Consider the following 24948-nt stretch of genomic DNA (forward strand, 5'->3'; position numbering starts at 1 on the left):
GAGTCATGATCTCAGAAGAGGAAGCGGATTCACCCCGATCATCGTTCACCGTCAAGCAATGCATTGCTGCGTTGTGGCGGCATATTCACCTGGTGGTTGCATCCGGTCTCGCCATCCTGACGGTGGGAGTCGTAGGGACGTCTCTGTCGCCCAATGTATACCGCGCTACGACGACGATCCTCGTCGATCCACAGAAGATTCCGGAAAAGTATGTTGCATCGACAATTACGAGCGACCCCAATGCGCGGATGAATACTCTTGCGCAACAAGTCCTGAGTGCGAGCCGCCTACAAGAGATCATTGAGAAAAATGATCTCTATCCGGGGATGCGAAAGAAAGCTTCAAGAGAAGAAGTTCTTGACTATATGCGCTCGAAGACAAAAGTCGATATCAAGCCAAGTCCAGAGCCCGAGCAGGGATTGAGCAGTTTCACTATTACTTATGACAGCACGGACCGAGACCAGGTGGCTTCGATAACGAATCAGCTGGCATCGAGCTTTATCGCGTGGAACCTGAAGGCCCGCCAGCAACAGGCGCTAGGGACTACACAATTTCTCTCAAGTGAACTGGAAGGAGCCAAGAAAAGCCTCGAAGAACAGGAAAGCGCGCTTCAGGCTTACCGAATGCAGCACGCCGGTGCGACACCCGATGCTCTGACAGGGAATCTGCAGGCACTTTCGCGTCTGCAGGGCGAGATCGAATCGAATGCAGATGCGATCAGCAGACTCGATCAAGAACGAATTCTGCTGAGCCAGGTCAGGTCCACGGATCCCCGTGAAGCTCCTCTGACCGATCGCGATCGACTTCTACAGGAGAAGCGGCGATTAGATACGGAGCTATGGAATTTAAAGCGACAGTTTACCGACACCTATCCAGACGTGATTTCGGTTACGGAACAGCTGAAGACTGTCAACGCTCGTCTTGCCACGATGCCTGAGTCTTCGGCGAATCCCGTGGAGCAAGTTGATTCCAATACAAAGGTGCGTCTTGGATTAATTGAGAAAGACCTGCAACGTCATCGCGAGTCGCAGGCCAAGCTACAGCAACAGATACAGTCGTTCCAGGGAAAGGTTGACTCGGTACCTGTTCTTGAAACGCGTCTCGCGGAGCTGTCGCGCAATTATGAGGTCTCGCGACAGAACTATCAATCGCTCCTCGACAAAACACTTTCCGCAGGGATGTCGGAAGAGTTGGAACGGAAACAGCAGGCAGAACGGTTCACGATTCTCGATCCGGCTAAAACTCCGGAAAAGCCGATCAAGCCGAAGAGGATCCCATTTTTCGTGGGCACGATTCTTGCATCGCTTCTACTTCCTATAGGAATTACGATCGCAATGGAAGCCCTTAGTGGCGCGATCAAGAGTGAAGCTCAACTAAAAGAGATGCTGCCACCTAAAGTTTTTGTGCTCGGAACGATTCCTCCTATCGCGAATCAGATAGACCTTCGCCGGGCGAGGCTGATGGCAGTTCAGACGTGTCTTTTGCTTGTGATTACGTTTACTGCGCTCGCAATTTTTCTTTTCAAGGTTAGGCCAATCTTATGAGTGCCATTCTTGGATTAAACACCGCAGGTGCCGCGCGTCCTGTTGCGACTATTGCCCGGCAATTTCCTTCTTCCGAGAAACGGATAACAATACAGCCCACCCGCAATTCACGCCTCGTATTCCTAACAGAGCCAGCAGGGCTAGCTGTTGAGCGATACAGGCTGCTTCGACGTCGCTTATGCACACTTTATCCTCAGGGCGGCGTTGTATTGATCACAAGTCCGAACCCCGGAGAAGGGAAGACGCTAACTTCAGTCAATCTCTCCTGGGCTCTCGCGGAAGCGGGTCAGGCTGCGTGCCTTGTCGATCTGGACTTCAGAGCACCCGGTGTCACGCGAGCATTGAATTGCAAGTTCGAAGATGGAGGGGTGAAGGAGGTGCTCGAGGGGAAGGGTGAAGTTCATGAGTTGGTCCGCCGGCTTGGCGAGTGTCCCTTGCATGTCTTGGGAATCAAAGAACGCATGACTTCGCCCGGACATCTTCTTTATTCTCAGGCATTGGTCTCCATGATAGCTGATCTTCGCGCCAGATTTCAGTGGGTTGTACTGGATTTTGCGCCGGTGATCCCCATGGCGGACGTCTCCGAGGTGATTCCTCACGTAAACGGCGCCATTCTGGTTATTCGAAACGGAAAAACCGAGAAGGATATGCTTGCACCTGCCCTTGAAGCAATAGGTCCCAAGCTTTGGGGCGTGGTTGCAAATGATTGCCCGATCAATGGAAGTGCCTACTACGGAAACTACGGAAACCGCAGGGATTAAGCCTCAGCATGTGATTTATTGCCTTAGGAACCTACGACGTTGGTTGATTTCTAAAGAGAAGCCGAAGCCTCTCATTTCAAATTCTATAAAGAACGATCCTTGCAAGACTTTGCTCGTAAGGCGGCGCTGTGAGCTTGTGCATTGTGAGCTTGTGCATATTGTTTGCAAACATTTGTTAGTTTTCCACCTGAATTACCATTCTTTCGTTCGCTATACGGAACCAGTCCCAGGCACATGATTCATTGGGTGAAGTAATGCCATTTGATCGCCGACTAAAAGCTCGAAATTCTCCTCCGATTTTGCACTGGTTGCATCGGGTGAAGGCAATATGGCCTCAGGAAAATAGCACCTGGGGCATAACACGGCATTTTGTTCGCAATAAAATGCACATGAGTGTCATTGTGAAGTAGGAAAACCTTTAAAGGGCAGCTGGCATTTCAATTGCTTAATCCATGAGTAGTCTGCATTGAAAACTCGTTTTGCCTATCTATCTTTGACTTTAGGGTCTATGCGATGTCTCCGAGCAAGTAGACCGATTGGTGGTTTCAGCTGAAAGTTTTAGGAATCCGTCACGGACGAGTTCCATTGATTCTGGTTAGGAGAAATGCATTTCAGTCTGTGTCATGAAAAGACCGTAGCAGAAAATTTCAAGCCAAATTTATTGAGGTATGTCTTTCCTCCAACGTAGTCGAGATACAGGTGCAAAGTACTACCACTGTTTACCAAAAAAGAGTGCTTCAGTCAGTTTCGCATTTCAAGGAATTTTAGATGGCTATTCATAAATCGGCTCTTCTCACATGGGAAAGCGATTCGTCCTATGAAAAAACTCCCGACAGCGCCCTCGATTCGCTACTGGATGTTGCCGTCATACCAGAAGCGTCGTTCATACGTATGCTTCGGCTTGAGCGGCGCAGGACAGAACGTTCAGGCAGGCAGTTCATGCTCGTTCTCATAAGTTATGAGGATTTTCAGACCAATGTAGGGTGCACCTTGCTTGACCATGTTGTCACCGCGGTGTCGAGAGTGACACGCGAAACCGATATCCTCGGCTGGTATCAGAACGGAGCGACACTGGGCATCTTGATGACGGAGCTTGGTCAAACCAATGCAATGACGGTCGACACGATCTCCAAAAAGATTTCGATGGCAGTTCAACAGGTCGTCTCACCGGAACGATTTCGTGAGCTGTCATTTCAGTTTCGTCTCTTTCCGCAAGAGATAGACAAATCTTCTAACGGCGACGACAACCATATCCATTACCCTGACCTCTCACGCCGGCACCGATCGAAACATTCCTCCGGTCACATTCTCAAGAGAGGTCTTGACATCGCGGGAAGTCTCTTCGCGCTCACCTTGTTCATGCCTCTGTTTTTGGTTCTTGCCATACTGGTGAAGTTGACGTCCCGCGGACCTATACTGTTCTGCCAGAAGAGAGTCGGTCGTTACGGCAAGGAATTCAATTTTTATAAGTTCCGAACGATGTACACAGGTAACGATCCGCGGATTCATCAAGAGTATGTTACGAAGCTCATAGCGGGAGACCTGAATGAATCAAGTGGGGTCTACAAGATCGTCAATGATCCCAGGATTACGCCTGTAGGTCGGTTTCTCCGAAAGAGCAGCCTTGATGAGCTTCCACAGTTCTTCAACATATTGAAGAACGACATGTCTCTTGTCGGACCACGGCCACCATTACCGTATGAGTTCGAACGGTATCAAACTTGGCACAAACGCCGAGTACTTGAATTGAAACCCGGATTAACGGGTCTGTGGCAGGTTGAAGGCAGATCTCGTACGACTTTCGATGAGATGGTCCGCATGGATCTTCGATATGCGATTGAGCGATCCCTGTGGGTTGACGTGAAAATTATTCTTCAAACTCCCTCTGCGATGTTTTCTGGCCGTGGAGCCTGCTGACTTATTTGTCATGCAACAGGCTGGATCTTAATTTATGGCTACTATTCCATGCTCCAATTCGATAGATGAAACTCAACCGGAAGCCTCAGTAGACGTTACGCAAGCAGCGCCGAAGAAGAGTACTCACGGACAGATTCTAAAGTCATCTGCACTCGTGGGCGGTTCTTCGCTCTTGAATATCGGAATCGGAATTGTTCGCACGAAGGCCATGGCAATGCTGCTTGGTCCGGCGGGATTTGGCCTGTTTGGTCTCTACAACTCAGTCGCGAACATAACCCAGACTCTAGCTGGTATGGGGGTGAGCAGCAGTGGGGTTCGACAGATCGCTGATGCCGCGAGCTCGGGAGATGAGGACCGTGTCGCGCGAACGACAGTTGTGTTGCGTCTTGTCTCGGTCTTTCTTGGGGTCCTAGGTGCCGCTTTCCTGATTGTGTTTTCCGGGCAGATCTCGGCGATCACGTTTGGCAGTCGCCAGAACGCTTCGGAAATCTCACTTCTTTCTATTGCCGTGTTTCTGATGCTTATCTCTGTCGGCCAGGGAGCCCTTATTCAGGGAACAAGAAGGATTGCCGACCTGGCAAGGATGAATACGTTTGGCGCGATCTCGGCCACCTTGTTCAGTATTCCATTAGTTTATTTATTTCGTGAAAAAGGAGTCGTTCCCGCACTCATTGCGGTAGCGGCGATGACGTCACTGGCGTCATGGTGGTATAGCAGGAAGATACAGATCAAGTCTCAGAGTTTAGATATTCCAGCTATGTGGGGAGAGACGAGTGTCTTGCTCAAGCTGGGATTTGCGTTCATGTCGAGTGGTCTGATGACTATGGGGGTCGCCTATGTCGTCCGCCTTACGGTTCTGCGCAAGGTAGGTTTTGAAGCAACCGGTTTATATCAATCGGCCTGGACGCTTGGCGGCTTATATGTGGGATTCATCCTGCAGGCGATGGGAGCGGACTTCTATCCTCGACTCACCGCTGCCGCTAACGACAACGACGAGTGCAACAGGCTCGTGAATGAGCAGACTGAGATCGGCATTCTTTTGGCGGGCCCTGGAGTGTTGGCGACTCTCACGTTTGCACCGCTCGTGCTTGGGATCTTTTACAGCTCCAAGTTCATCCAGGCTGTCCCGATCCTTCGCTGGCTAAGCCTTGGAACCGTCCTGCAGGTCATCACCTGGCCGATTGGATTTATTGTCATAGCAAAAGCTAAACAAAAGCTATTTTTTCTGTGCGAAACGGCTTGGGCCGGAATCAGTTTGATTCTTGCGTGGGCGTGCGTGAGCACCTTTGGCCTGACAGGAGCAGGCATTGCATTTTTTGGATCCTACGTGTTTCACGGTGTCATGATGTATATCGTGGTTCGACGGCTCACGGGTTTTGGATGGTCCTCCGAAAACAGGCGTATTTTGCTACTCTATCTCCCGCTGATGGCACTTGTTTTCTTCTGCTTTTATTGGCTGCCTTTCATCCCGGCCTTGTGCATAGGCACTGCAGCGGTCATTATTTGTAGCATCCATTCGATTCGGACACTGATGAAGCTAGTGTCCCTGGACAAGAGCCACCCCTTTCTTCGGCGCATCACAAGCCTTATTGGTTCCGTCATGCCGCAAGCAAAAGATCAAACATAAGCAACATCCGGAGATACGACCTCTTTATTCGTGCTCAATTTTTCTGTAAGGTAAATCGGCTATGCATTCTCTTGATCTATCTATCGTGATTGTTAACTGGAATTCAAAGCAGTTTGTGGAGCAATGCCTCACAAGCATCCAGGCAAATGCGAAGCTAATAAACTATGAAATTATCGTGATCGATAATGCTTCCTATGATGGATGCGAGGAGATGCTCAGGACTAAATTCCCCGATGTGATCTTTGTTCAAAGCGCCGAAAACCTTGGTTTCGCGCGAGCAAATAATTCTGCTTACAGCCGGAGCCGCGGGCGAAACGTATTGTTTCTCAATCCGGATACGGAGATCCAGGGATCCGCGATTCAGAAACTTATTGACGCACTCGAATCGATACCTGACGCAGGCATGGTCGGGGCTAAATTACTGAACTCCGACAGCACCTTACAAACTACCTGCATTACCGCTCTTCCTTCGATACTGAATCAGGCGCTCGCGTCCAATTATTTACGTCAGCGTTTTCCTAATTGGCAATTGTGGGGTATGCGCCCACTGCACATGAAAAAGCAAGCTGTGGCTGCGGTAGAGGCTGTCTCGGGTGCATGCATGATGGCCAAACGAGATCTCCTGGAACGAGTTGGTTGTTTTACAGTTGACTATTTTATGTACGCGGAAGACATGGATCTCTGCGCCAAAATCACCCAAACAGGATCCAAGATCTACTACGTTCCGGAAGCTGTAATCGTGCATCACGGCGGAGGCAGCAGTTCATCTCATTCGGAAAGTAATTTCAGCTCCGTGATGCAACGCGAATCGCTCTCTAAATTCTTTGAACTACATCGCGGCCGCGCCTATTCCCTCATGTATAGAGCAAGTACTGCCGTTGTCTCACTCTGCAGGATGGCTTTGATCCTTGGGTCTTTCCCTGTTGTGGTTTGCGTCAAGGGGTATAGATTCTGGTCGAATAGAACCAGCAAGTGGTCGGCTATTTTGTGCTGGTCCCTCAACTTAAGTCGACGGTAGAATAATCAGCTCTTGGTGAGCAGAGAGGCAAATCCAGCAAATGCTTATTATCGCTTTGATGCAATCGGTAATAGTGATCGCTTTAATTGTCTCTGGAAGGCGCCGACTTGAGAACGCTCTGCCTCTTTTTTGCTTCTTCCTGACACTTATGCCTCTGGAAGCAAAGCTTGTGATCCCAGGCCTATTTGATATCAACATTATGAGGGTGTCCCTGCTCACATTATTGGGACTGTTTTTAATCAAGAGAAAGAAGGCCTCCCGGGAGAAATTGCCTCTCATTCATTTGATGTATATGCATGTTGCGTGGGCGCTTTGTTCTACGATGTATTCTCTGTCTTTTGCCACGAGCATCAAACAATTACTGGCGCAACTCATTGAGTTTTACCTGATGTACTATTTGCTCGTCCACATCATCACCAATATAGAGACGATTCATAAGATGCTTTACGCGATGATGATGGCGATAGGCATTTGTTGCATATTTTCAATTTTTGAAGTTTATGCTTCATGGAGCGTGTTGAGAATATTCCCGGCCAGTAATTGGATCACCTATAACGGTGGATTAGATCCGTTGTATTCCGAGCTGGGCAGAGGGTTGAGAGTCAGATCAACATTTCCCCACCCTATTTTATTCGGGGATGCTCTTGCTATCAGCATCATTCTAAGTCTGTATCTTTTGGGGTATTGGGCTAAGGGTAAGCGTCGATTGTTTTTGTGGATGAGCCTGATACTCATGTTCTGGTCGATCTACAAGACGCAAAGCAGAGGGCCCTGGCTTGCCACGATCGTCTGTTGCTTCCTTCTGTTTTTGATGGTTAAACGGGAGATCAGAAAGTATCTGATTACCGCTGCCGTTATGGCGCTTATAGTTTTGCTTGCGCGACCCGGGGTATGGCAGTCCATCGACGCTTTATATCAGGCGAGCACTGACCCAACCCAACCGGTGGGCACATCCTATCTTTACCGTCATGCTCTGGCAGACTCGATTGAGCAAGCGGTTCAAAAAGAGCCTGGACGCTTTCTTTTAGGATACGGGTTGGGCACATTTCGCGTGCTAGGGCTTGAGGTCGACTTCTTAGGCGAGCATAGAAGATGGTATACCTGCGACAACAACTGGGCGTCATTTCTCTATGAGACTGGCTATGGTGGTCTCCTTCTCATTGGCGCATTATTGTTCTGGCCGCTGATACTCGCCTTCAGGAATTATTGGAAGTTGCCCAAACCAGAGAGCACGCTTAGTGGAGTGCTCTTTATATCGATTGCGGGATTTTATTTTCTCATGGTGAGTGTTGCGGCCTACAGCTGGGGGCAGCAGGGATACATGAACTGGATTCTGATTTCCATGTCGATAAGTCTCCCTATGATTGCACGAAAGAGGCAGAGGGCTATAAGGGAGAGTAGAAAACTGGACGGGGGCGGGCAAGGGAATTCCCTCGACGGCAATCTATATCCGGCGCATAGTCTTGATGGTCTTGCAGACGATCCATTAACTGAGACTGCGTCATTGACTAGCCATTGACACAGGTGTCAGCGAATTTAGGCGTAGTGAGTGTACGCCTAAAAATTGAATCGACCGCTTCGCCCGCCTGATCCCAAGTTGTGCCACGAACACTCGCAGCTGCGGACTGAGAGAGCGAATCGAAGGCTGGATTCGTGACGAGTGCCTCCAACTCGTCTGCCAGAGCCTGGGGATAAGGGGATGCATATCGTACAAAAGGATTGTCGAGAACGATTCGATTTTGGATCGCATCGTTGACGACAGGTATGCAACCAGCTGCCAACATCTCGTGTGGAACAAGCGACACATTTGTAAGTGACAAGGACAAGCCGGCATAACACTGGTTATAAATCTCGTTTAGCCTGGCAGGCGAGATGTGCCCGTGATCGATGAAGCGGAATGGAAGCTTCCCCATTTTGTCGCCATAGAAATGTAGGTCGATATCGGGCCGACGAGCAGCAAAGATCTCCATCGCCATAAGGCCCAGTTCGAAGCCTCGGCGCGTTGCTTCCGGTCGCGCGTAGAATACAAGCCCCGAGCGGACTGAATCCTCTGAACGGCGATACGTAGATGTGTCGCAACCGAAATCGAAGGAGTCGGCCGACATGCCAAATTCAGTATTCAGCTTTTGCGCCAGCCATCTTCCAGCTGTAATTGCATGAAAGCCCATACGGTATGTGTTTTCAGCCATCAGGCTGATCGCGCCGACGGAATGAAAATATGGCTCATAATCCTGAACAAAATAAAAGCGTTTGCCGCGGCAACGAGAGTTAAAGACAGGATAGGCAGTAGCCCATGCGGTAGCGATCACCGCATGCGCGTCTTCCATCTCACGATCCATTTTTCCTACATATCCGTGAAAATTATAGAAGTCGCGGACGATCGATTCGTAGTATTGATGATCCGCGTCATAGATGTTGTAGAAATAAACCCGATTTAGACACCCGTGGGCCTCAAGATAGCGAATGATGCGAAAGATTGTCGTATGTCCGCCGGAGCCTGGACCGGGGGGAACCATCACCCAATTGAGCTGTATAGGCTCTCCCGGCAAGACATCAGGGATCAGAAATTGAGCTGGGTGAGATAAATCTGCAGCCAGGACTTGATCGCGCCCAACAGGTAGCGGAACACTCTTTGGCCTAAGATGCTCTGCGGCAGTCGCCCTTATAAGATCGAGGGTTCTGCGTGCCTCTTTCTCAGACAGAAGCTTTCGGAGTTGCCGGTATCGCCGGCCAAATTGATTAGAAATTTGTTGGAGACTCATAGCCCATTTTGCAACATGCGTTTTTTCTTTAGTCTTCGGCTTAGCCACCGAATTGAGGCAGGAACGATAAAGATCTGGGTGCGATTGCACAAGGAGGCTCCGAGGCGTTGGCGCCTTTTGAGAGCAGAGTACTCAGGAAGCAATTGAGCATCAGGGCAAGAGTTTACAGCAAATTGAACAAGTTCTGCGGTACGAGCGGCCTCTGTGCGGTTGTGGTCATAGGCTCGGCAGGCGTCCCACAATGCCTCGCGTGCCAAAGCGCGATTTACCGTTCGGTGCAAGTTGGTACCGTTAGCAAGTGACGGATGATGCTCGATAAACAGATCGAAGGCCGCCTTGCGATGGACTAAATCCACAAAGCTGCTTTGGTATTTTGTGCGCTGCATGCTTGAGGAATGTACCCGATAATAAGCCTGTACATTATGCACGTATGCGACGTTGGATATTGCAGCAATTCGCAACCACATCTCCAGATCGCCGCTATGCGGCAGTTCTGGCCGATATCCACCGACTGCTCTTTGGATGCTGCCTCTTACGACCACCTCTGGCGATGTAATGACGTTATAGCCCGCGTGTAAACGTTTCTCTATCCAGGTATTTCCGTGGAATTGATCGAATCCGTTAGCCGTCTCCGCCGATTTTGGGAGTTCGTGTTGATGCTGAAAATGAAGCGTACGGCCGTAGACCATTCCTACAGACTTATCCGCTTCCATAATACGAATCGCTCGCTCCAGGGCGCCGGGTGCCAACATGTCGTCAGCTGAAAGTAGGACAACATAATCGGCAGTTGACCAGTCGAGCAGTCCTTCGTTGTAGGTCGCAATATGTCCCTTGTTGACGTAATGTCGCCGGAATTCTACGGCTTTGTGGCGACTTGCGAGTAGTTGTCCTACGACGGCAGTATCGTCTGGGGATGCATCGTCGATCACCAGAACGCGAACTCTGACTCCCGGTTGAGCCAGCACACTTTGCACACACGAGGTCAAAAAGTGTGCATAGTTATAACAGGGAATGACCACGTCAACCGTGGGTTGAACCGGCAAACTTCTGGCAGCCCTATCTATCTCAACCACAAATTCCTCGACGTTCGATGACCTCGCCAAAATTCTCTCCGTTCCTCAGCTGTTCTGGACAAGCAGCACGTTACACTATCCATTCTTTCAGCAACTTTGATGCCATCTCTTCGATTTTGTCCTTTCAAATTCATTGCTTTCAAGCATAACGAGACTGAGCACTGGCCTCTAATTTCAAGCGCCAGTGCTCAGTTATTCGACTAAATCCATTTGTGAGGAACAAGGTATTCTTTGAATCAGTTCACGGAGACGACGACTCCTTTTAAATTGGTTGGGGGAGCTGGTGCCGACGACGTACTTCCTGAAAACTGGAAAGCTCCCCGATTCCAAGCACCGTCGGATCCAGGGCGAGGGCTTCCGACGAAGTCCACATTGTACGGAGCAGTCAGCGCCTGGCCACCGGTCCAGTTAGCATCCTGGCTGGCTAAAGTGAAGACGGCATTTGGCCAGTTGGTAAAGGGATTGGGAGCTCCAGTTGGAATGACAATATCTGTTGAGTTGGTGCCAGATTTGGGTTTTCCAGAGTTCAGATAGGTATTGTTACCTTCTGTCAGCGTTCCCCCGCAAAGTTGGAAATCTATTCTGTCGGCCGGGGTAATTCCATAGAATAAATTGTTTTGCCAAGTAATTGTATTAGGGTTTCCATCGCAATGCGTTCCCAACGCTCCAGCGTAATCGGCCGTGTAGTTGATAACGTCGTTTCCTATGAACGCCCAGTTCGTACATCTATTTCCTGGGTTGATGCAAGAAAAAATGCCATTGGAAGGGCCAGGGCGTGTACTGCCCGATGCGCGCCAGATCACATTATTGTAAATCGTAAAATTACTTGACTGGCATCCCGTCAGGCAGACCCAGAGTCCAGTGCCTTGGATGTCTTGAATCACATTGTTATGAAAGTCAACATTTGAAACATTTACTTCGCTATACCAAAGCTGGCCGTGACATGTTGCCGAAGACTTATTTTGTTTAATGTAGCTATTCTGAACAATGAAAGAAGTCGTCCACGGAACTTTGAAAAAATCGCAACCGGAGTCGTGAAAATAGACATGATCCACTAAAAAGTTATCGCATGCTCCACGGCAGCGGATCTCTTCTTCGGACTGTGCGCCATTATTGGCGTCACCACCACCCTGGACTTCTACGTATTTGATAGTCCATGATGATGAGCGATGTTGCCCGTCATTATTATTTTGTCCGATATCAAAGTCACTATCCTGCCCGATGCTTGCTGTGATTTTCAGCCCGCAATCGGAAGAGGAAGTCAGTGTGGTAGGCGATATCCCACAACCCGAAATTGTTGATTTTCCATTTCCATCAAGGGTGAGATAGCCCGGTTGCGGAGAAGTTCCCCCACCGTAAAATTCTCCCCAGTTAGCTTGACCAGCACCCATCGTGCCTTGGTTCCAGCCCGCAGATATATCGTTCGAACAACCATCCGCAGATCTTCCGTAGTCGTAGGCCTGGGCTTTCTTGATCGTGATGCGTGTCGTGCCAGAATTTGCAGTTTTGAATGTGTACTTCCCATAATCGCCGTCGGCAAGATAATAAACATCGCCGCGGATTAGAGTTGCTGGCAGGCTTTTCATACGATTGGACCAGTTCGACCCCGATCCATCCCCGGTCGAGGTTGGACCGACTGCATGGCAAGCACCTAAACCAGGTATTACGGTTGCGACCCAGAAAACTATCAAGGCCACGATGGCTCGTTTTTGCATAACTTGATCTCCGGAGGGCGATCTCTTTGCAGGGGGAGGGGAGTTAGAGATCGTCTGCATTGAATTATCTCAGATAAAAATGTGGCAACTGTAAACAATTGGAAGATTCAAATGGAAGATACAAAGAAGAAAAGTAAGAACACCCAACTACAAAACATCGATTTATTAATGACTCCGCAATAGCCTATTCCTAGCAACCCTATGTTAGGCGGTAGTTTAGAGCATTATTCTTAATCGTTGCGTATGCGATCCTCGCGCGATCGGCGCCTTCGCCCTCTATATGCCACTGCACACCTTTGCGTACAAGGCGCATCTTGGATCGCTGTCTCCACCAGGTATCAACTTCTCCCGGGAGTGCAATCCATACACCTTCCTTTTCACGTACCTCAGATAAGTGACCGAGTAGTTGAAGATACGCATCCCGGGATTTGGTTGTCTGAATATAGTCAGGATGAACAATAAAGGAGATCAGGCCATGCTGCTTCATGATCGCCGCCATCTGTTCCCGCCACAAATCCAGAGAGTAGGTCTCCAAAACATTAAAAAGAGTGTGGTCCTGCGTCATTGTCACGGGGATTTCGAGGATGTCACCGACGAAATAGGGCATCACAGTACAACAACCTCCGTGCTGTGGATCTAGATGCGCTACATTCGGCACTGACATGTCGTAGGAGAATCGAAATTCGCTATACCATTCTTGATTTCGATAGAGGGCTCCAGAGCGAAAACCTCTGCTCTCAAACTGGTCAATGAAGGAATTGATCTTGAGTGCAGCTTGCTTAAATTTGTCATGACTATCGTAAAGATGGCCATCATGTTTGAGGTCATGAACGTTGACCTCAAATTCTCTTTCCTTGATTGACGCCAGTATCTTTGGAGTCACTGAATATCGAGCGTCGGGAATGAGCTGAAACGAGCTTTTGATCGAAAAGGAATCGTTGATATTCATCAATTGCGAAGTAAAAGCGAGGCCGGTAGCCGTCTCAACATCGTGCGTCATGATTGCGCAGCTTGTTCGTGCCTCGGGCCAGAACCAGATAAACGGAATTTCGGCGTCCGGGTGAGACTGTGTTGCTAAATACATGAGCCTTTCGAACATGTGGTCGACACTTCGATCCACAGGCCAGCGGGGAAAAGGTTTCTTCGACCAATCTCTTAGCCAGATGCGTTGCAGGTGGCGTCGGAATGCAACCGGAAATGTGGGGCGCAAAGCGTAATACACTCCGCGAATGACTTTCTTCGCAAAAGAGCTATCGCCTTTCTCTTGGTATCGTTCAAGTCGAAGGTTATCAGCTACCTCTGTTGGGTTAAACGGAAGCCTACAAACCGTTCCATCTATTTGGGCGGATGCGAGGGCATCTGAGAGCGGAGTCGCCAAACTTTCGGCGGCCAATGGCGATTTGCCGTAGCAGATCGCATCCGATCCAAATTTGAAGTAACCCTCCTTCATTGTGGGGGGCTGGTTCTCGAGGGGGGCAAGATTGACAAACGATTCAGGGCAACGAAAATAATCGACGAATGCTTGATTCATAGTGTGGAAGGCTCGCAGGGACTATCCCATGTGTCGGTAAAGTATGTTTCCAACGCCAGTCAAAAGCGGATCCGGCAATCGTGAGATGGCATAGCGCATCCACGATGCGGCACCAGTTTTTGAGAACGAGCTTTCATTCTTAAGAGGCGAGCCCCGGAAATAGGTGATGTCTTTTGCGGTTGCTCCTAGATGTCCTTTGAAGGCGATGAGTCCGTCGTCTTCGTAATCGGAACGACCTAAATCGAATTCAACTAAGCCCATCTCTTTCGATTGCTGGATGACCTTCCAGAAAAGATAAGGGGTGCCACCTAGATTGCTGAAGGAAGAATCGGAGCAGCCATATTTGTAGACGATCGTGTTCTTATGGACCAAGGTCAGAATGCTGGCTACAGGCTTATCGTCCTTCGAGACCATGTGAATGGTCAGTCGGTCGCCGATAAAATGCGCCAGGTTGTTGAACCAAGATGCGGGAGGAGGAGGCAGCCTGTGCCGGCGACGAGTGAGCAAGAAAAGATAGCGAAAATCTCGAATCAGACGTTCTGAGGATCCTTGTTCGTAAACCAATTTTTCTTTCTCTGCTCGCTTGATCTTGCGACGGATGCAACTCTCATGCATCGCCCGGTAAAGGATAGGGAGCTCCTTTCGAAGGTCGATCGATTGAAAGCAGAAATGCTCCGTACCAGTCATGCTGGTGATGCAAGAGAGCTTGTCGGTTTCCAAGGGTCTTAGCTCGATATATTTCATCTCCCGCGAATGCGAACGCGATTGAAGGTGTTGAACAATCACGTTCGTTGCATCATGATCCGCTAAGGGCTGACAGTGGTCGGAAAAGGGAAGGGAGACCAGCCGTTTCCCGGTCAATGAACTTTTTATTTTGCAAAATACAAGTGCATTGTCGAGGCCAGCTCCATTTGACGTGGTAAACGCAATGGGTTGATAGCCATAGGTATGGTGTAAGCTAGCAAGCCAATCCTTTGTGTGGAATATTGTCGAGTCTTCGTGTTGCATGACGAACTCTGACCATCTTGGATCGGTCAATGGATCTAACTCATACACCGCCACAATTATGCTCCTTTATCGTGAAACAATGACGCCTACAAGAAGTGATGAAGATTGAAAGAACTATAAAGACTCGATCTGGTGTCGATAGACAAACTTCTTAACTTTATTCAACTGCTCTTTTTGGAGAAAATCCACGGTTTCAGGCGGCACGAGCGGTATGTCGGAGCCGAAGTAGGAAGCAAAGTAGCCCGTCAATCTTGCAATCGTTCCGATACAAACGGGACGTTCGGGAAGTCGCCTGGCGCACTTTAGGAGTTCGAATGCGGGATGACTTCCAACAGAAAAGTCCATTTTCCCTTCACGAAAACGGTGCCGCAATACTGAATCGGCGCCGCCGGTAACTCTGTGGTGCATTACTTTCAATTTCGGGAATGCCCTGACAAGCCATCCCTTTCGACGCGCCCGTATCTCCGCGTACCAATCCTCGCCCCCGTACTCCAAGGCGATATATCCTCCGATTTCGGAATAGCATTGTCTCCGGACCAGCTGCGCAGCATGAGCAACGGAGGTAATGCTATTGGAGATCCGGGGGCGAAAATCTCCTCCCTGCTTTTCATAGATGTATCCGCCGGCAATTCCAAGCGAAGGGTCGAGCCGAAAAAAATTAAGCAGTTGCTCAAAGTATCTCTTCTCAAAGGAGACATCGGCGTCCAGGTTTCCAACATAGTCATGATCACAGCGCGATATCTCATCGGACGCAGCCATCAATGCATTGACCTTAGCGACCGTTCCCCGGCCAACATTGTTGTCAAGGTGGATAAGGTGAATGAAGTTGTGTTTTTCTGCATGCGCTTTGACAATATTGTCCGTGTCATCTGTCGAGCGATCGCTAACGATAACCCAGAGAGCCGGGAGAACAGTTTGCGCCAGAACAGCCTCTATTGTGTTGCCAATGAGCTTGCCCTCATTGTGCGCAGCGGTCATTAGTACGTAGCGTTGCATATTGTTATAGGACCAAAGCGATCTGAAGATTTGGATCGATAAGCGAGTCGATCAGTTGGAGGTATTCATGCTTGCGCGCGTCCCAGGTGTTTTCTTCTAGGTAACGCTTCGCGTTCTCCGCCAAGGATTGACGCAGCTCGGGATTGTTCTTTAGGCGTAGGATCTGCTCGGCCAGCTGGAATTCGTCGTCGTTATCGTAGTACTGAATAATTGACTCATCGTAGTAGTAGGCATGAATCGTAGTTTTGGATGCGATTACAGGAACGCCCAGGGACATGAACTCGAGAATCTTCGTACTGAGTGCCTCATTGCCAAAGGCTGAATTAGACCGCTTAGGCTCTATAGCGAGGTCGGTATTTGCCATGACTTTGGCGATGTCTCGACTGGGCAGAAAGTTATGAAAGAAAATTCTATTTTCCATCGCGAGCTCCTTCGCCAAGGCAATGAGTGATGCTTTGGCTGAGCCTTCACCATAGATATGAAACTCTGCTTCTGGTATCCGGTCAGAGACGATTGCAAATGCACGGATCGCAACATCAAGACCTTGATGCCAGTTGAGTGAGCCCGGATACGTAAGAATGAACTTTTGATCTCGATCGCGTTTATCGATCTCGTGTTTGGTAAAGATACTGAGATCTGGCCGATTGCGTACTACGCTGCACTTTTCAGCAGTAGAGGACCGAGAAACGAGACGGTGACGCCAGAGATGATTGGCGATGATGACGTGGTTCGCAAATGCGGCCGAGCAGCGTTCGGCGAATACGAGCGCCTTAAAGAGCAGGGAGTTGTGACTGATGTTGAATTTGCTTGCATAAAACTCAGGGAGGAGATCGTGAATGTCTAAAACAACGCATTTCCCTCTGAGTTTGGGGTAGATTGCTGAGAAAGCAAGGAAGTCAGGAACATTGTGAACGTGAACTACATCGTAAGGATGTTCATTATGTTTTCGAAAAAGAAATAGCGCTGATCGCAAGGCGAAGCGCGTAATGCGGTTGACATAACTAAGTATGCCCTTCTCGTTCAAAATGCGATCCTGAATTCTATAAACATTTACACCGTCGAGCTGTTCGAAATCCGTCAGTCCAGGATCTCTCCTGAGGGCAATCACGTCGACAATATCTCCCCGCTCCGCAAGGGACGTGGCATATTGGAGGATTCGCGTGTCCGTTTCGTAGAAGGCGTAAGCGAGCATGCAGATTCGTAGCTGCCGTCGCTGAAGCGATGGAACATGGGCACTGATGGCGTGATGATTGTTGAGCAGCTTACTTGACGGGATGGATGACATTTTTTCCTCGGTCCATCCCCAGAGTGTTGAGGATGGAGTATTAAGTCCGGCTTTGCCGTCACGCCCTCACAGGCGGCTATTGTGAAAGATCTGTCCAAAATCGTCATCGACATCATCACAAGAGCGGCGAAGCAGTGACGATGCCGGATACCTCTACCAACAAGCAATTCTCGTTCCATGGCGTAGATTCATGGGGATTATCTGATTAGAGGCTGGAATCTAGGGGAGGCTGTTGGAAGGGTTTGAGGACCCTGGTTAGACGATTGCCACTATGTGCAATACTCTGCAAGTTTTCGACAATTGCCGTTCTCGGTTCGTCCAGTACTTCGTACAGTTCAGGACACCCATCGATCGACTTTAAAGCGAAGCAGGCACTCGAAAGTCTCGGATTGTCGAGAGCAAGTATCTTGCATACTTTTTTACAAATTTTGTTTACAAAAGTAACCTTGGGTATTGGCGGCTAACTTCAAAGGGGCCCGTGATTTTGCCCGGGCATGTTCTAAAAAAATATTGTGTGAATCATGCTCCCATGATGGGTTGCCTCAACCTCGCTGCCCTGTGGTTAGTCCTGCAGCGCGGCATTATGTTATCGGCATATACGCGGCATCTTGAAGAAAATCAATGGTAACACCTGAGCTCGTGACCATTTATTCTCCGGTGTTCCGGCTGCAATTTTAGTAGGTCTTGCAGGTGATCTCTTCTGCAAAAGTATCCCCTTTGAACAAACGATGCGCCCTTAGGGCATGTGCGTGAAAGGTGGAGGCTAAGGACCCCCAAACTTTGGACTTATAGATGCTTCTAGCTCTTCAAGTCACAATAGAGGTGCCGCCATCAAAGCCAAGTTTACAAATCGACTCTCCGTCCCTCTGCGATTTCGATCGTTTGCGTCTGTCAAATTTTCGTTCGGAATGATTCTGCTGATGCTCTTCGCGTTTTCGGGGCGGATGAGCGCTCAATGTAGCAATCCGGCGAATGCGATTGTGGCGGAGAATTGCTTGCAGGGAAGCCCAGATACTGAATGGGATGTGAAGGGGGGGTTCGAGGGAGATCACTCCATTCAGGGGTTTGCCACCGATATCAGCGTAAACCGTGGTAGCACCGTCTTTTTTAAGATCAACACACCGTCAACGTCGTACACAATCGACGTCTACCGTATGGGCTACTACGGCGGAATGGGGGCGCATAAGGTTACCAGCATCACCCCATCTGCAACCTTGCCTCAGGTCCAGCCTCCCTGTAAGACAGATACGACCGTCGGCTTGATGGATTGCGGGACGTGGGCGGTATCTGCATCCTGGCCAGTTCCCGCGACTGCCACATCGGGAGTCTATTTTGCTCACCTCGTCCGACGAGATGGGTCGGCAACGGGGGAAGATAGTCATATCGTTTTTATTGTGCGAAACGATTCTAGTACTTCACCCATTATGTTCCAGACCGCCGATGAGACATGGCAAGCGTATAACTACTATGGTTTAGGGAGCGTCTACAGCCAGGACACCCCGATCTGGGATCTTGCGGATCGATCCCTCAAGGTGAGCTACAACCGGCCTTTTTACACCAGAAATTTTCAACAGGAAAATGTCACCTTTGTTTTTGGCGCAGAGTTCGCCATGATTCAGTGGCTTGAACAGAACGGCTACGATGTCACTTATTTCACGGGCATTGATGCCGCCCGATCTGGATCGCTGATTAAAAACCATAAAGTCTATATGGATGCCGGGCATGATGAGTATTGGTCGGGACCCCATCGGGCTGCCGTGCAAGCGGCGCGCGACGCGGGTGTACACCTCGCATTCTTTGGCGGCAACCAGATGTTCTGGAAGACCCGTTTAGAAAATAGTATCGATGGGTCTAACACGGCGAATCGGACCCTCGTCTGCTACAAAGAAACCCTGGCGTTCCAGAAGATCGATCCAACCCCAACATGGACCGGTACATGGAGGGATTCGAGTCTGAGTCCGCCGTCCGACGGTGGTTTACCAGAAAATAATTTGATGGGCAGCATGTTCATGGTCAATGGCACCGGCGCTGATAATGACGGTAGCCTACAGATCCAGGTTCCCGCTGCTGACGGAAAGATGAGATTCTGGCGAAATTCAGCTGTTGCCAGCCTCGCAGCCAATCAAACATATTCTTTGCCGCTAGGGACGCTTGGCTACGAGTGGGATGAAGATGTAGATAATGGGTTCCGTCCTGCTGGAGTGGTCCATCTCTCCACAAGCACACATACACTAACGTCCGATCTTCTGTTGGATGCAGGTGCGACATACGGCGCGGGAACTGCCACCCATAATATGACGCTCTACCGCGCTCCCAGTGGAGCGCTAGTGTTCAATGCAGGAACCATCCAATGGTCCTGGGCATTGAACACTAATCACGACAGCCCGTTTCCGTTCGATCTGCAAACCGATAAAAACGCACAGCAAGCAACCGTAAATTTGCTTGCCGATATGGGAGTACAGCCGGCGACCCTGCAGACAGGCATCGTGCCTGCGACCGCATCAACGGACTCGGCGCCGCCAGCGTCCACAATCACATTCCCCGCAGCGAACGCGAGCGTCAATACCGGATCTGCGGTTGCCGTTACGGGAACCGCGAGCGATGCTGGTGGTGGTGCAGTTGGCGCAGTTGAGGTTTCTGGAGATGGCGGAGCTACATGGCATCCTGCGACGGGGCGCGCAAGCTGGAGTTATACCTGGACACCATCGGTAACAGGTCCTGCCACTTTAATGAGCCGAGCAGTGGACGACAGCGCTAACCTGGAGACGGCCCACGGCATTACTCTCAACGTCCTGCCACAATCATGTCCTTGCCGTATCTGGAGTACTCCCGTTACGCCCCAAAACATTGACAGTGGCGACGGCAATGCAGTCGAGGTAGGGTTGAAGTTCCGGGCAGATTCGAACGGGTCGATCCTGGGAGTTCGCTTTTATAAGGCACCCGCGAATACCGGCACCCATGTTGGGCATGTCTGGTCCAGCTCAGGCACGTTACTCGGGACCGCGACCTTTGCCGGAGAAAGCAGTTCGGGGTGGCAGCAGGTTAATTTCGCAAGTCCAATAGCCGTGACGGCCAATACCACCTATGTGGTCTCTTATTTTGCACCGGCTGGCCACTATTCTGTAGATTCAGATTATTTTGCGCAATCGGGAGTTAACAATCCTCCTCTTCATGCTCTAGCGGACGGTGTAGATGGGGCGAATGCTCTTTATACATATGGCTCGAGCGGTGGATTCCCGACCTTGAGTTTCCATTCGGGCAATTACTGGGTGGACGTCGTCTTTACTTCCTCGAACACCTACAATATCTTCGGAACAATTAGCGGAGCCAGTGGTGCGGGAGCGACATTGGCCTTGACCGGGGCGGCGACAGCCTCCACTACGGCCGACACGTCAGGCAACTATAGTTTTAACGGGCTGCTGAATGGGTCGTATACGATCACTCCAAGCAATCCGGGGGTGACCTTCAACCCGGGGAGCTTGCCGGTAACGATCAACAATACTTCAGTGACGGGAGCAAACTTCACTGCTACGGTCGCCAATCCGCAGACAATCTCCGGTACGATCACGGGAACGGGTGGTGCTGGCGCCACGGTCAATTTAGGCGGAACTGCGACTGCCACAACCACATCGGATTCCTCCGGGAACTATTCATTTACGGGCCTTCTCGGTGGCAACTATAGTATTCAACCGTCAGCAGCGGGAATCATATTCACTCCTGGTGTGCGCTCCGTCGTTCTATCGGGAGCTGGCGCGACAGGCGTAAATTTTCAAGCACAGACGTGCAACTGCGTCTCTATCTGGCCAGCTTCGGCTACCCCCGCGCTAGTGGATAGCAATGACGGAACTCCCGTTGAAGTCGGTGTTAAATTCAGCAGTACTGAACCGGGCGTAATCTATGGCCTGCGCTTCTACAAGGCGAGCGCAAACACCGGCACTCATGTGGGCCATCTCTGGTCCAGTACGGGGACTCAGCTCACGAGCGCTACGTTCACAGGAGAGACCGCGTCTGGATGGCAACAGATCATCTTTTCAACGCCAATCTCCATTACGCCCAACGTTACCTATATTGCCTCGTACTTCGCGCCGAACGGACATTACTCCGCGGATACAAATTACTTTGCAACGAACGGAACGAATAGCCCGCCCCTGCAGGCTTTGGCTAATACGGCCAGTTCATCCAATGGGGTCTTTCTCTATTCTTCCAGCGGAGGATTCCCGACAAACAACTATGCCGCAACCAATTATTGGGTCGATGTTCTTTTCGTAGCTGACCAATCGCATGCTGTGAGTGGAACCGTGAGCGGTCCCGGTGGGGCAGGAGCAACCGTTACACTGACCAACAATTCTGGAAGCAGGACGGCAACAGCAGATTCGACAGGAAAGTACGTATTCAATAATGTCACTGCGGGTTCGTATTCAGTCATGCCGAGCAATACAAGCGCTGCGTTTATACCCGCAGTTCAAAATATTCTTGTCAGCAGCTCCGATATAGCAGGATTGAACTTTGTCGGATCGAGTCTTTGTCCGTGTGGCTCTATCTGGCAGCCATCTGCTTTGCCTGCCACGATCGATTCAGGAGATGGAGCCGCTATTGAAACGGGAGTGAGATTCCAGGCCGACTACGACGGCTATATCCTGGGCGTTCGCTTCTACAAGGCTGCCGCGAATGCGGGCAACCATATTGGAAATCTCTGGTCGGCTGCTTCAGGAAGTCTGCTTGCAACCAGCCCATTCACAGCAGAAAGCGGGACAGGATGGCAGCAGATCATGTTTGCGAATCCGGTGCCCGTCTCCGCAAACACTCCGTATATCGCCTCGTATTTCGGGCCACAGGGACACTATTCCACCACCAACGTGCTTTTTGACGCTGCGGGTGTAGATAGTCCTCCACTGCATGCCCTGGCCAATACGTCGAGTGCGCCTAACGGTGTATTTTCCTATTCTCCGACGAGCACATTTCCTACGGGCGGCTATAACGCCACCGGCTATTGGGTCGATGTCGTCTATGCCCGAGCGACGGTCTTCTCGATAAGCGGAACGATATCGGGTCCGGGAGCAGCAGGGACGGCTGTTACGCTGAGTGGTCCAAACGGTACGTCGAACGCAGTTGCCGATTCAACGGGCAACTATCGCTTCAGCGGTCTTTCTAACGGAACTTATACTGTCACGCCCCATGGGGCAAGTGGCGCCACTTTTAGTCCTGCCAGCCAGAATGTTACGGTCAACGGAGGACACATTTTTGGTGTCAACTTTACGTCTTCACAAGTTACTTATTCGATTTCCGGGACAATCACCGGTGTATCAGGCGATTCTGTGGTACTTTCTGGAGCCGCCACTGCGACAACGACCACCGACGTTTCAGGGAACTATAGCTTTACCGGTCTGGCCAACGGGTCTTACACAGTCACCCCAGGAGCCGTAGGGTATGCAATCAGCCCGTCAAGCCAGAATGTCACGGTCAATGGGGCAAATGTCTCCTCGATAAACTTCACCGGATCTAGTATGACGTATTCGATCAGCGGTGTAATTACGGGCGGCGCTGGAGCCACGGTCACTCTCGCAGGGGCAGTCAATGCAACGACGACTGCGGATAGCTCTGGAAATTTCAGTTTTCCTGGGCTCGTCAACGGTTCATACGCTGTAACGCCTTCACGTGTGGGCATGATTTTCAACCCGGCAAGCGTGACGGCTACAGTTTTCGGAGCAAATATTGCCAATGCCAACTTTGTCGTGCCGACAAACTGCCCTTGCGACACTCTCTGGCAACCTTCAGTTACGCCTTCGACGATCGATGCAGTGGATACCCACTCGACCGAAGCAGGAGTTGTCTTCCGAGCGGACGCGGACGGATATATCGCAGGAATCCGGTTCTATAAGGCACCGGCTAATACCGGAACCCACAAAGGGAACCTCTGGTCAGCTTCTGGAAGCTTGCTGGGGACGGTTGATTTCAGCAACGAGACTGCATCGGGTTGGCAACAGGTGATGTTCAGCAGCCCCGTTCCAGTGACTGCAAATACCTCATATGTAGGGTCGTATTTTGCTCCGGTTGGGCATTATTCGGGAGATTCCCAATTTTTTGCTACCGCAGGTTTCGACGCTCCGCCTTTGCATGCATTGCAGAATGGTGTGTCTGGTTCCAATGGCATTTACATCTACTCGTCGACCAGCGCTTTTCCGACATCCACCTTCAACGCAGCTAATTATTGGGTCGACGTAATTTATCTTCCAACAACGACCTACAGTGCGGCTGGAAGTATCACTGGGGCTGGCGGAGCTAGCGCCACTCTCAATCTCAGCGGTGCTAAAACGGCTACACTCACCGCTGATGCTTCGGGTAACTTCAACTTCTCCGGCTTGGCGAATGGGACTTATGTCATCACGCCAAGCACCTCCAATGGTTATAGCTATAGCCCCGCAAGCCAGACGGTTACGATCAATAACGCGCATGCCCTGGGATTAGCCTTCGCAAGCCAGCAGGCCTTTACAGTAAGCGGCACTATTAGTGGTCCCGGAGGGGCAAACGCTTCAGTGGCGCTCAGTGGGGCTGCTGCAGCGACGGTTACGGCAAATTCTTCCGGTGTTTACACCTTTACGGGACTTTCGAACGGTTCGTACACTGTCACGCCAACCAAAACTGGATATACGTTTTCCCCGGCCAGCCAACCGGTAACAGTGAACGGGGCCAATGCCACTGCAAATTTCAGTTCCACTGGTCAGAGCTTTACGATTAGCGGCACTATCAGCGGAGCAGGCGGCGCCAGCGCAACTGTAAAGCTGACTGGAGCTACAACCGCCACGGTCACAGCAAATGCTTCCGGAGTCTATTCCTTTACCGGGGTCGCCAACGGTTCCTATGTGGTTACACCGACCAAAACCGGATATGTATTCACTCCCGCCAGTCAATCCGTGACGGTGAATGGGGCCAATGCCACCGCGAATTTCAGTTCTGCTGCTCAGACCTTTACCATTAGCGGCACCATCAGCGGAGCTGGTGGCGCCAGCGCAACCGTAAAGCTGACTGGAGCTACAACGGCTACGGTGACAGCAAATGCTTCCGGGGTCTATACCTTTACCGGGGTTGCCAACGGCTCTTATGTGGTCACACCGACCAAAACTGGCTATGTATTTACTCCCGTCAGTCAATCCGTAACGGTGAACGGAGCCAATGCCACTGCGAATTTCAGTTCCGCTCAGACCTTTACGATTAGCGGCACTATCAGCGGAGCTGGTGGCGCCAACGCAACTGTAAAGCTGACTGGAGCTACAACGGCCACGGTCACAGCAAATGCTTCCGGAGTCTATTCCTTTACCGGGGTCACCAACGGTTCCTATGTGGTCACACCGACCAATACCGGATACCTGTTCACTCCAGCTACCCGATCCGTGACGGTGAATGGGGCTAATGCAACCGCGAATTTTTCGTCCAGCAAGACATACAGCATCAGCGGCACGATTAGCGGTGGTGGTGGAGCGGGAGCAACAGTAAAACTGACTGGAGCCGGGACCGCTACCGTTACGGCAAGTTCATCCGGTGCCTATACCTTCTCGGGCCTGGTCAGCGGTTCCTATACGGTTACTCCGAGCAGATCGGGACACATCTTCATTCCGTCCAGCCGTTCCGCTACTGTCAGTACGTCGAATGTGACTGGTGTGAACTTTACTTCGTTCTAGGATGGGAGCTGGTTCTCCTAACCGGAATCGCGATG

The 24948-nt window shown here is 50.5% G+C and carries 14 protein-coding genes; 7 read left to right on the plus strand and 7 right to left on the minus strand.

Annotated elements, in window-relative coordinates; all coding sequences use genetic code 11:
• Positions 1–5 precede the first annotated feature (5 nt).
• From AC5S26_RS17955 to AC5S26_RS17980, 6 genes are all read left to right on the plus strand, one after another.
• Positions 6–1544 carry a GumC family protein gene (locus tag AC5S26_RS17955; protein WP_494186301.1) on the plus strand — a complete coding sequence of 513 codons (1539 nt, stop codon included), beginning with the start codon at positions 6–8 and terminating at the stop codon, positions 1542–1544.
• Between the two features lie 209 nt (positions 1545–1753).
• Positions 1754–2305, plus strand: coding sequence for a tyrosine-protein kinase family protein (locus tag AC5S26_RS17960; protein WP_494186302.1), 552 nt, complete (start codon positions 1754–1756; stop codon positions 2303–2305).
• Between the two features lie 768 nt (positions 2306–3073).
• Complete coding sequence (locus AC5S26_RS17965) at positions 3074–4222, plus strand: sugar transferase (RefSeq protein ID WP_494186303.1); 1149 nt, start codon at positions 3074–3076, stop codon at positions 4220–4222.
• A 34-nt stretch (positions 4223–4256) separates the two neighbouring features.
• Positions 4257–5849: an O-antigen translocase gene (locus AC5S26_RS17970; RefSeq protein WP_494186304.1), complete on the plus strand. Its 1593-nt coding sequence runs from the start codon at positions 4257–4259 to the stop codon at positions 5847–5849.
• A 61-nt stretch (positions 5850–5910) separates the two neighbouring features.
• Positions 5911–6867, plus strand: coding sequence for a glycosyltransferase family 2 protein (locus tag AC5S26_RS17975; RefSeq protein WP_494186305.1), 957 nt, complete (start codon positions 5911–5913; stop codon positions 6865–6867).
• 40 nt (positions 6868–6907) lie between these two features.
• The gene (locus tag AC5S26_RS17980) at positions 6908–8386 is read left to right on the plus strand and encodes an O-antigen ligase family protein (protein WP_494186306.1); all 1479 of its coding nucleotides are present in this window, start codon (positions 6908–6910) and stop codon (positions 8384–8386) included.
• On the opposite strand, the gene AC5S26_RS17985 is transcribed toward AC5S26_RS17980, so the two are convergent.
• The 7 genes from AC5S26_RS17985 to AC5S26_RS18015 form a co-directional block, all read right to left on the minus strand.
• Complete coding sequence (locus AC5S26_RS17985) at positions 8376–9677, minus strand: rhamnosyltransferase WsaF family glycosyltransferase (RefSeq protein WP_494186307.1); 1302 nt, start codon at positions 9675–9677, stop codon at positions 8376–8378. The two genes, AC5S26_RS17980 and AC5S26_RS17985, sit on opposite strands and share 11 nt — an antisense overlap.
• Entirely contained in the window at positions 9626–10732 is a 1107-nt protein-coding gene (locus tag AC5S26_RS17990) for a glycosyltransferase family 2 protein (RefSeq protein WP_494186308.1), read from the minus strand. Before AC5S26_RS17990 ends, AC5S26_RS17985 begins: the two co-directional genes overlap by 52 nt.
• Before the next feature lie 206 nt (positions 10733–10938).
• Positions 10939–12417 (minus strand): hypothetical protein, encoded by a 1479-nt coding sequence (locus AC5S26_RS17995; protein ID WP_494186309.1) that lies wholly within the window; start codon positions 12415–12417, stop codon positions 10939–10941.
• A 199-nt stretch (positions 12418–12616) separates the two neighbouring features.
• Positions 12617–13948 carry a hypothetical protein gene (locus AC5S26_RS18000; RefSeq protein ID WP_494186310.1) on the minus strand — a complete coding sequence of 444 codons (1332 nt, stop codon included), beginning with the start codon at positions 13946–13948 and terminating at the stop codon, positions 12617–12619.
• A gap of 21 nt (positions 13949–13969) precedes the next feature.
• Entirely contained in the window at positions 13970–15010 is a 1041-nt protein-coding gene (locus tag AC5S26_RS18005) for a GNAT family N-acetyltransferase (protein ID WP_494186311.1), read from the minus strand.
• A gap of 60 nt (positions 15011–15070) precedes the next feature.
• The gene (locus AC5S26_RS18010; RefSeq protein WP_494186312.1) at positions 15071–15934 is read right to left on the minus strand and encodes a glycosyltransferase family 2 protein; all 864 of its coding nucleotides are present in this window, start codon (positions 15932–15934) and stop codon (positions 15071–15073) included.
• Positions 15935–15956: 22 nt separating this feature from the next.
• A complete protein-coding gene (locus tag AC5S26_RS18015; protein ID WP_494186313.1) occupies positions 15957–17144 on the minus strand; it encodes a glycosyltransferase family 4 protein in 1188 nt (395 codons plus the stop codon).
• Between the two features lie 1088 nt (positions 17145–18232).
• Here AC5S26_RS18015 and AC5S26_RS18020 point away from each other — a divergent pair.
• Positions 18233–24913 (plus strand): DUF4082 domain-containing protein, encoded by a 6681-nt coding sequence (locus AC5S26_RS18020; RefSeq protein ID WP_494186314.1) that lies wholly within the window; start codon positions 18233–18235, stop codon positions 24911–24913.
• Positions 24914–24948: the final 35 nt, after the last annotated feature.

It is taken from the genome of Edaphobacter sp. FHG110511_03 (assembly GCF_059115365.1).

What these genes read in the sequence shown, in the direction of transcription:
- AC5S26_RS17980 (WP_494186306.1), top strand. Translation starts at nt 6,908, where the DNA reads ATGCTTATTATCGCTTTGATGCAATCGGTAATAGTGATCGCTTTAATT.
- AC5S26_RS18015 (WP_494186313.1), bottom strand. Translation starts at nt 17,144, where the DNA reads ATGCTCGCTTACGCCTTCTACGAAACGGACACGCGAATCCTCCAATAT.
- AC5S26_RS17970 (WP_494186304.1), top strand. Translation starts at nt 4,257, where the DNA reads ATGGCTACTATTCCATGCTCCAATTCGATAGATGAAACTCAACCGGAA.
- AC5S26_RS17975 (WP_494186305.1), top strand. Translation starts at nt 5,911, where the DNA reads ATGCATTCTCTTGATCTATCTATCGTGATTGTTAACTGGAATTCAAAG.
- AC5S26_RS17965 (WP_494186303.1), top strand. Translation starts at nt 3,074, where the DNA reads ATGGCTATTCATAAATCGGCTCTTCTCACATGGGAAAGCGATTCGTCC.
- AC5S26_RS17955 (WP_494186301.1), top strand. Translation starts at nt 6, where the DNA reads ATGATCTCAGAAGAGGAAGCGGATTCACCCCGATCATCGTTCACCGTC.
- AC5S26_RS18010 (WP_494186312.1), bottom strand. Translation starts at nt 15,934, where the DNA reads ATGACCGCTGCGCACAATGAGGGCAAGCTCATTGGCAACACAATAGAG.
- AC5S26_RS18000 (WP_494186310.1), bottom strand. Translation starts at nt 13,948, where the DNA reads ATGAATCAAGCATTCGTCGATTATTTTCGTTGCCCTGAATCGTTTGTC.
- AC5S26_RS17995 (WP_494186309.1), bottom strand. Translation starts at nt 12,417, where the DNA reads ATGCAAAAACGAGCCATCGTGGCCTTGATAGTTTTCTGGGTCGCAACC.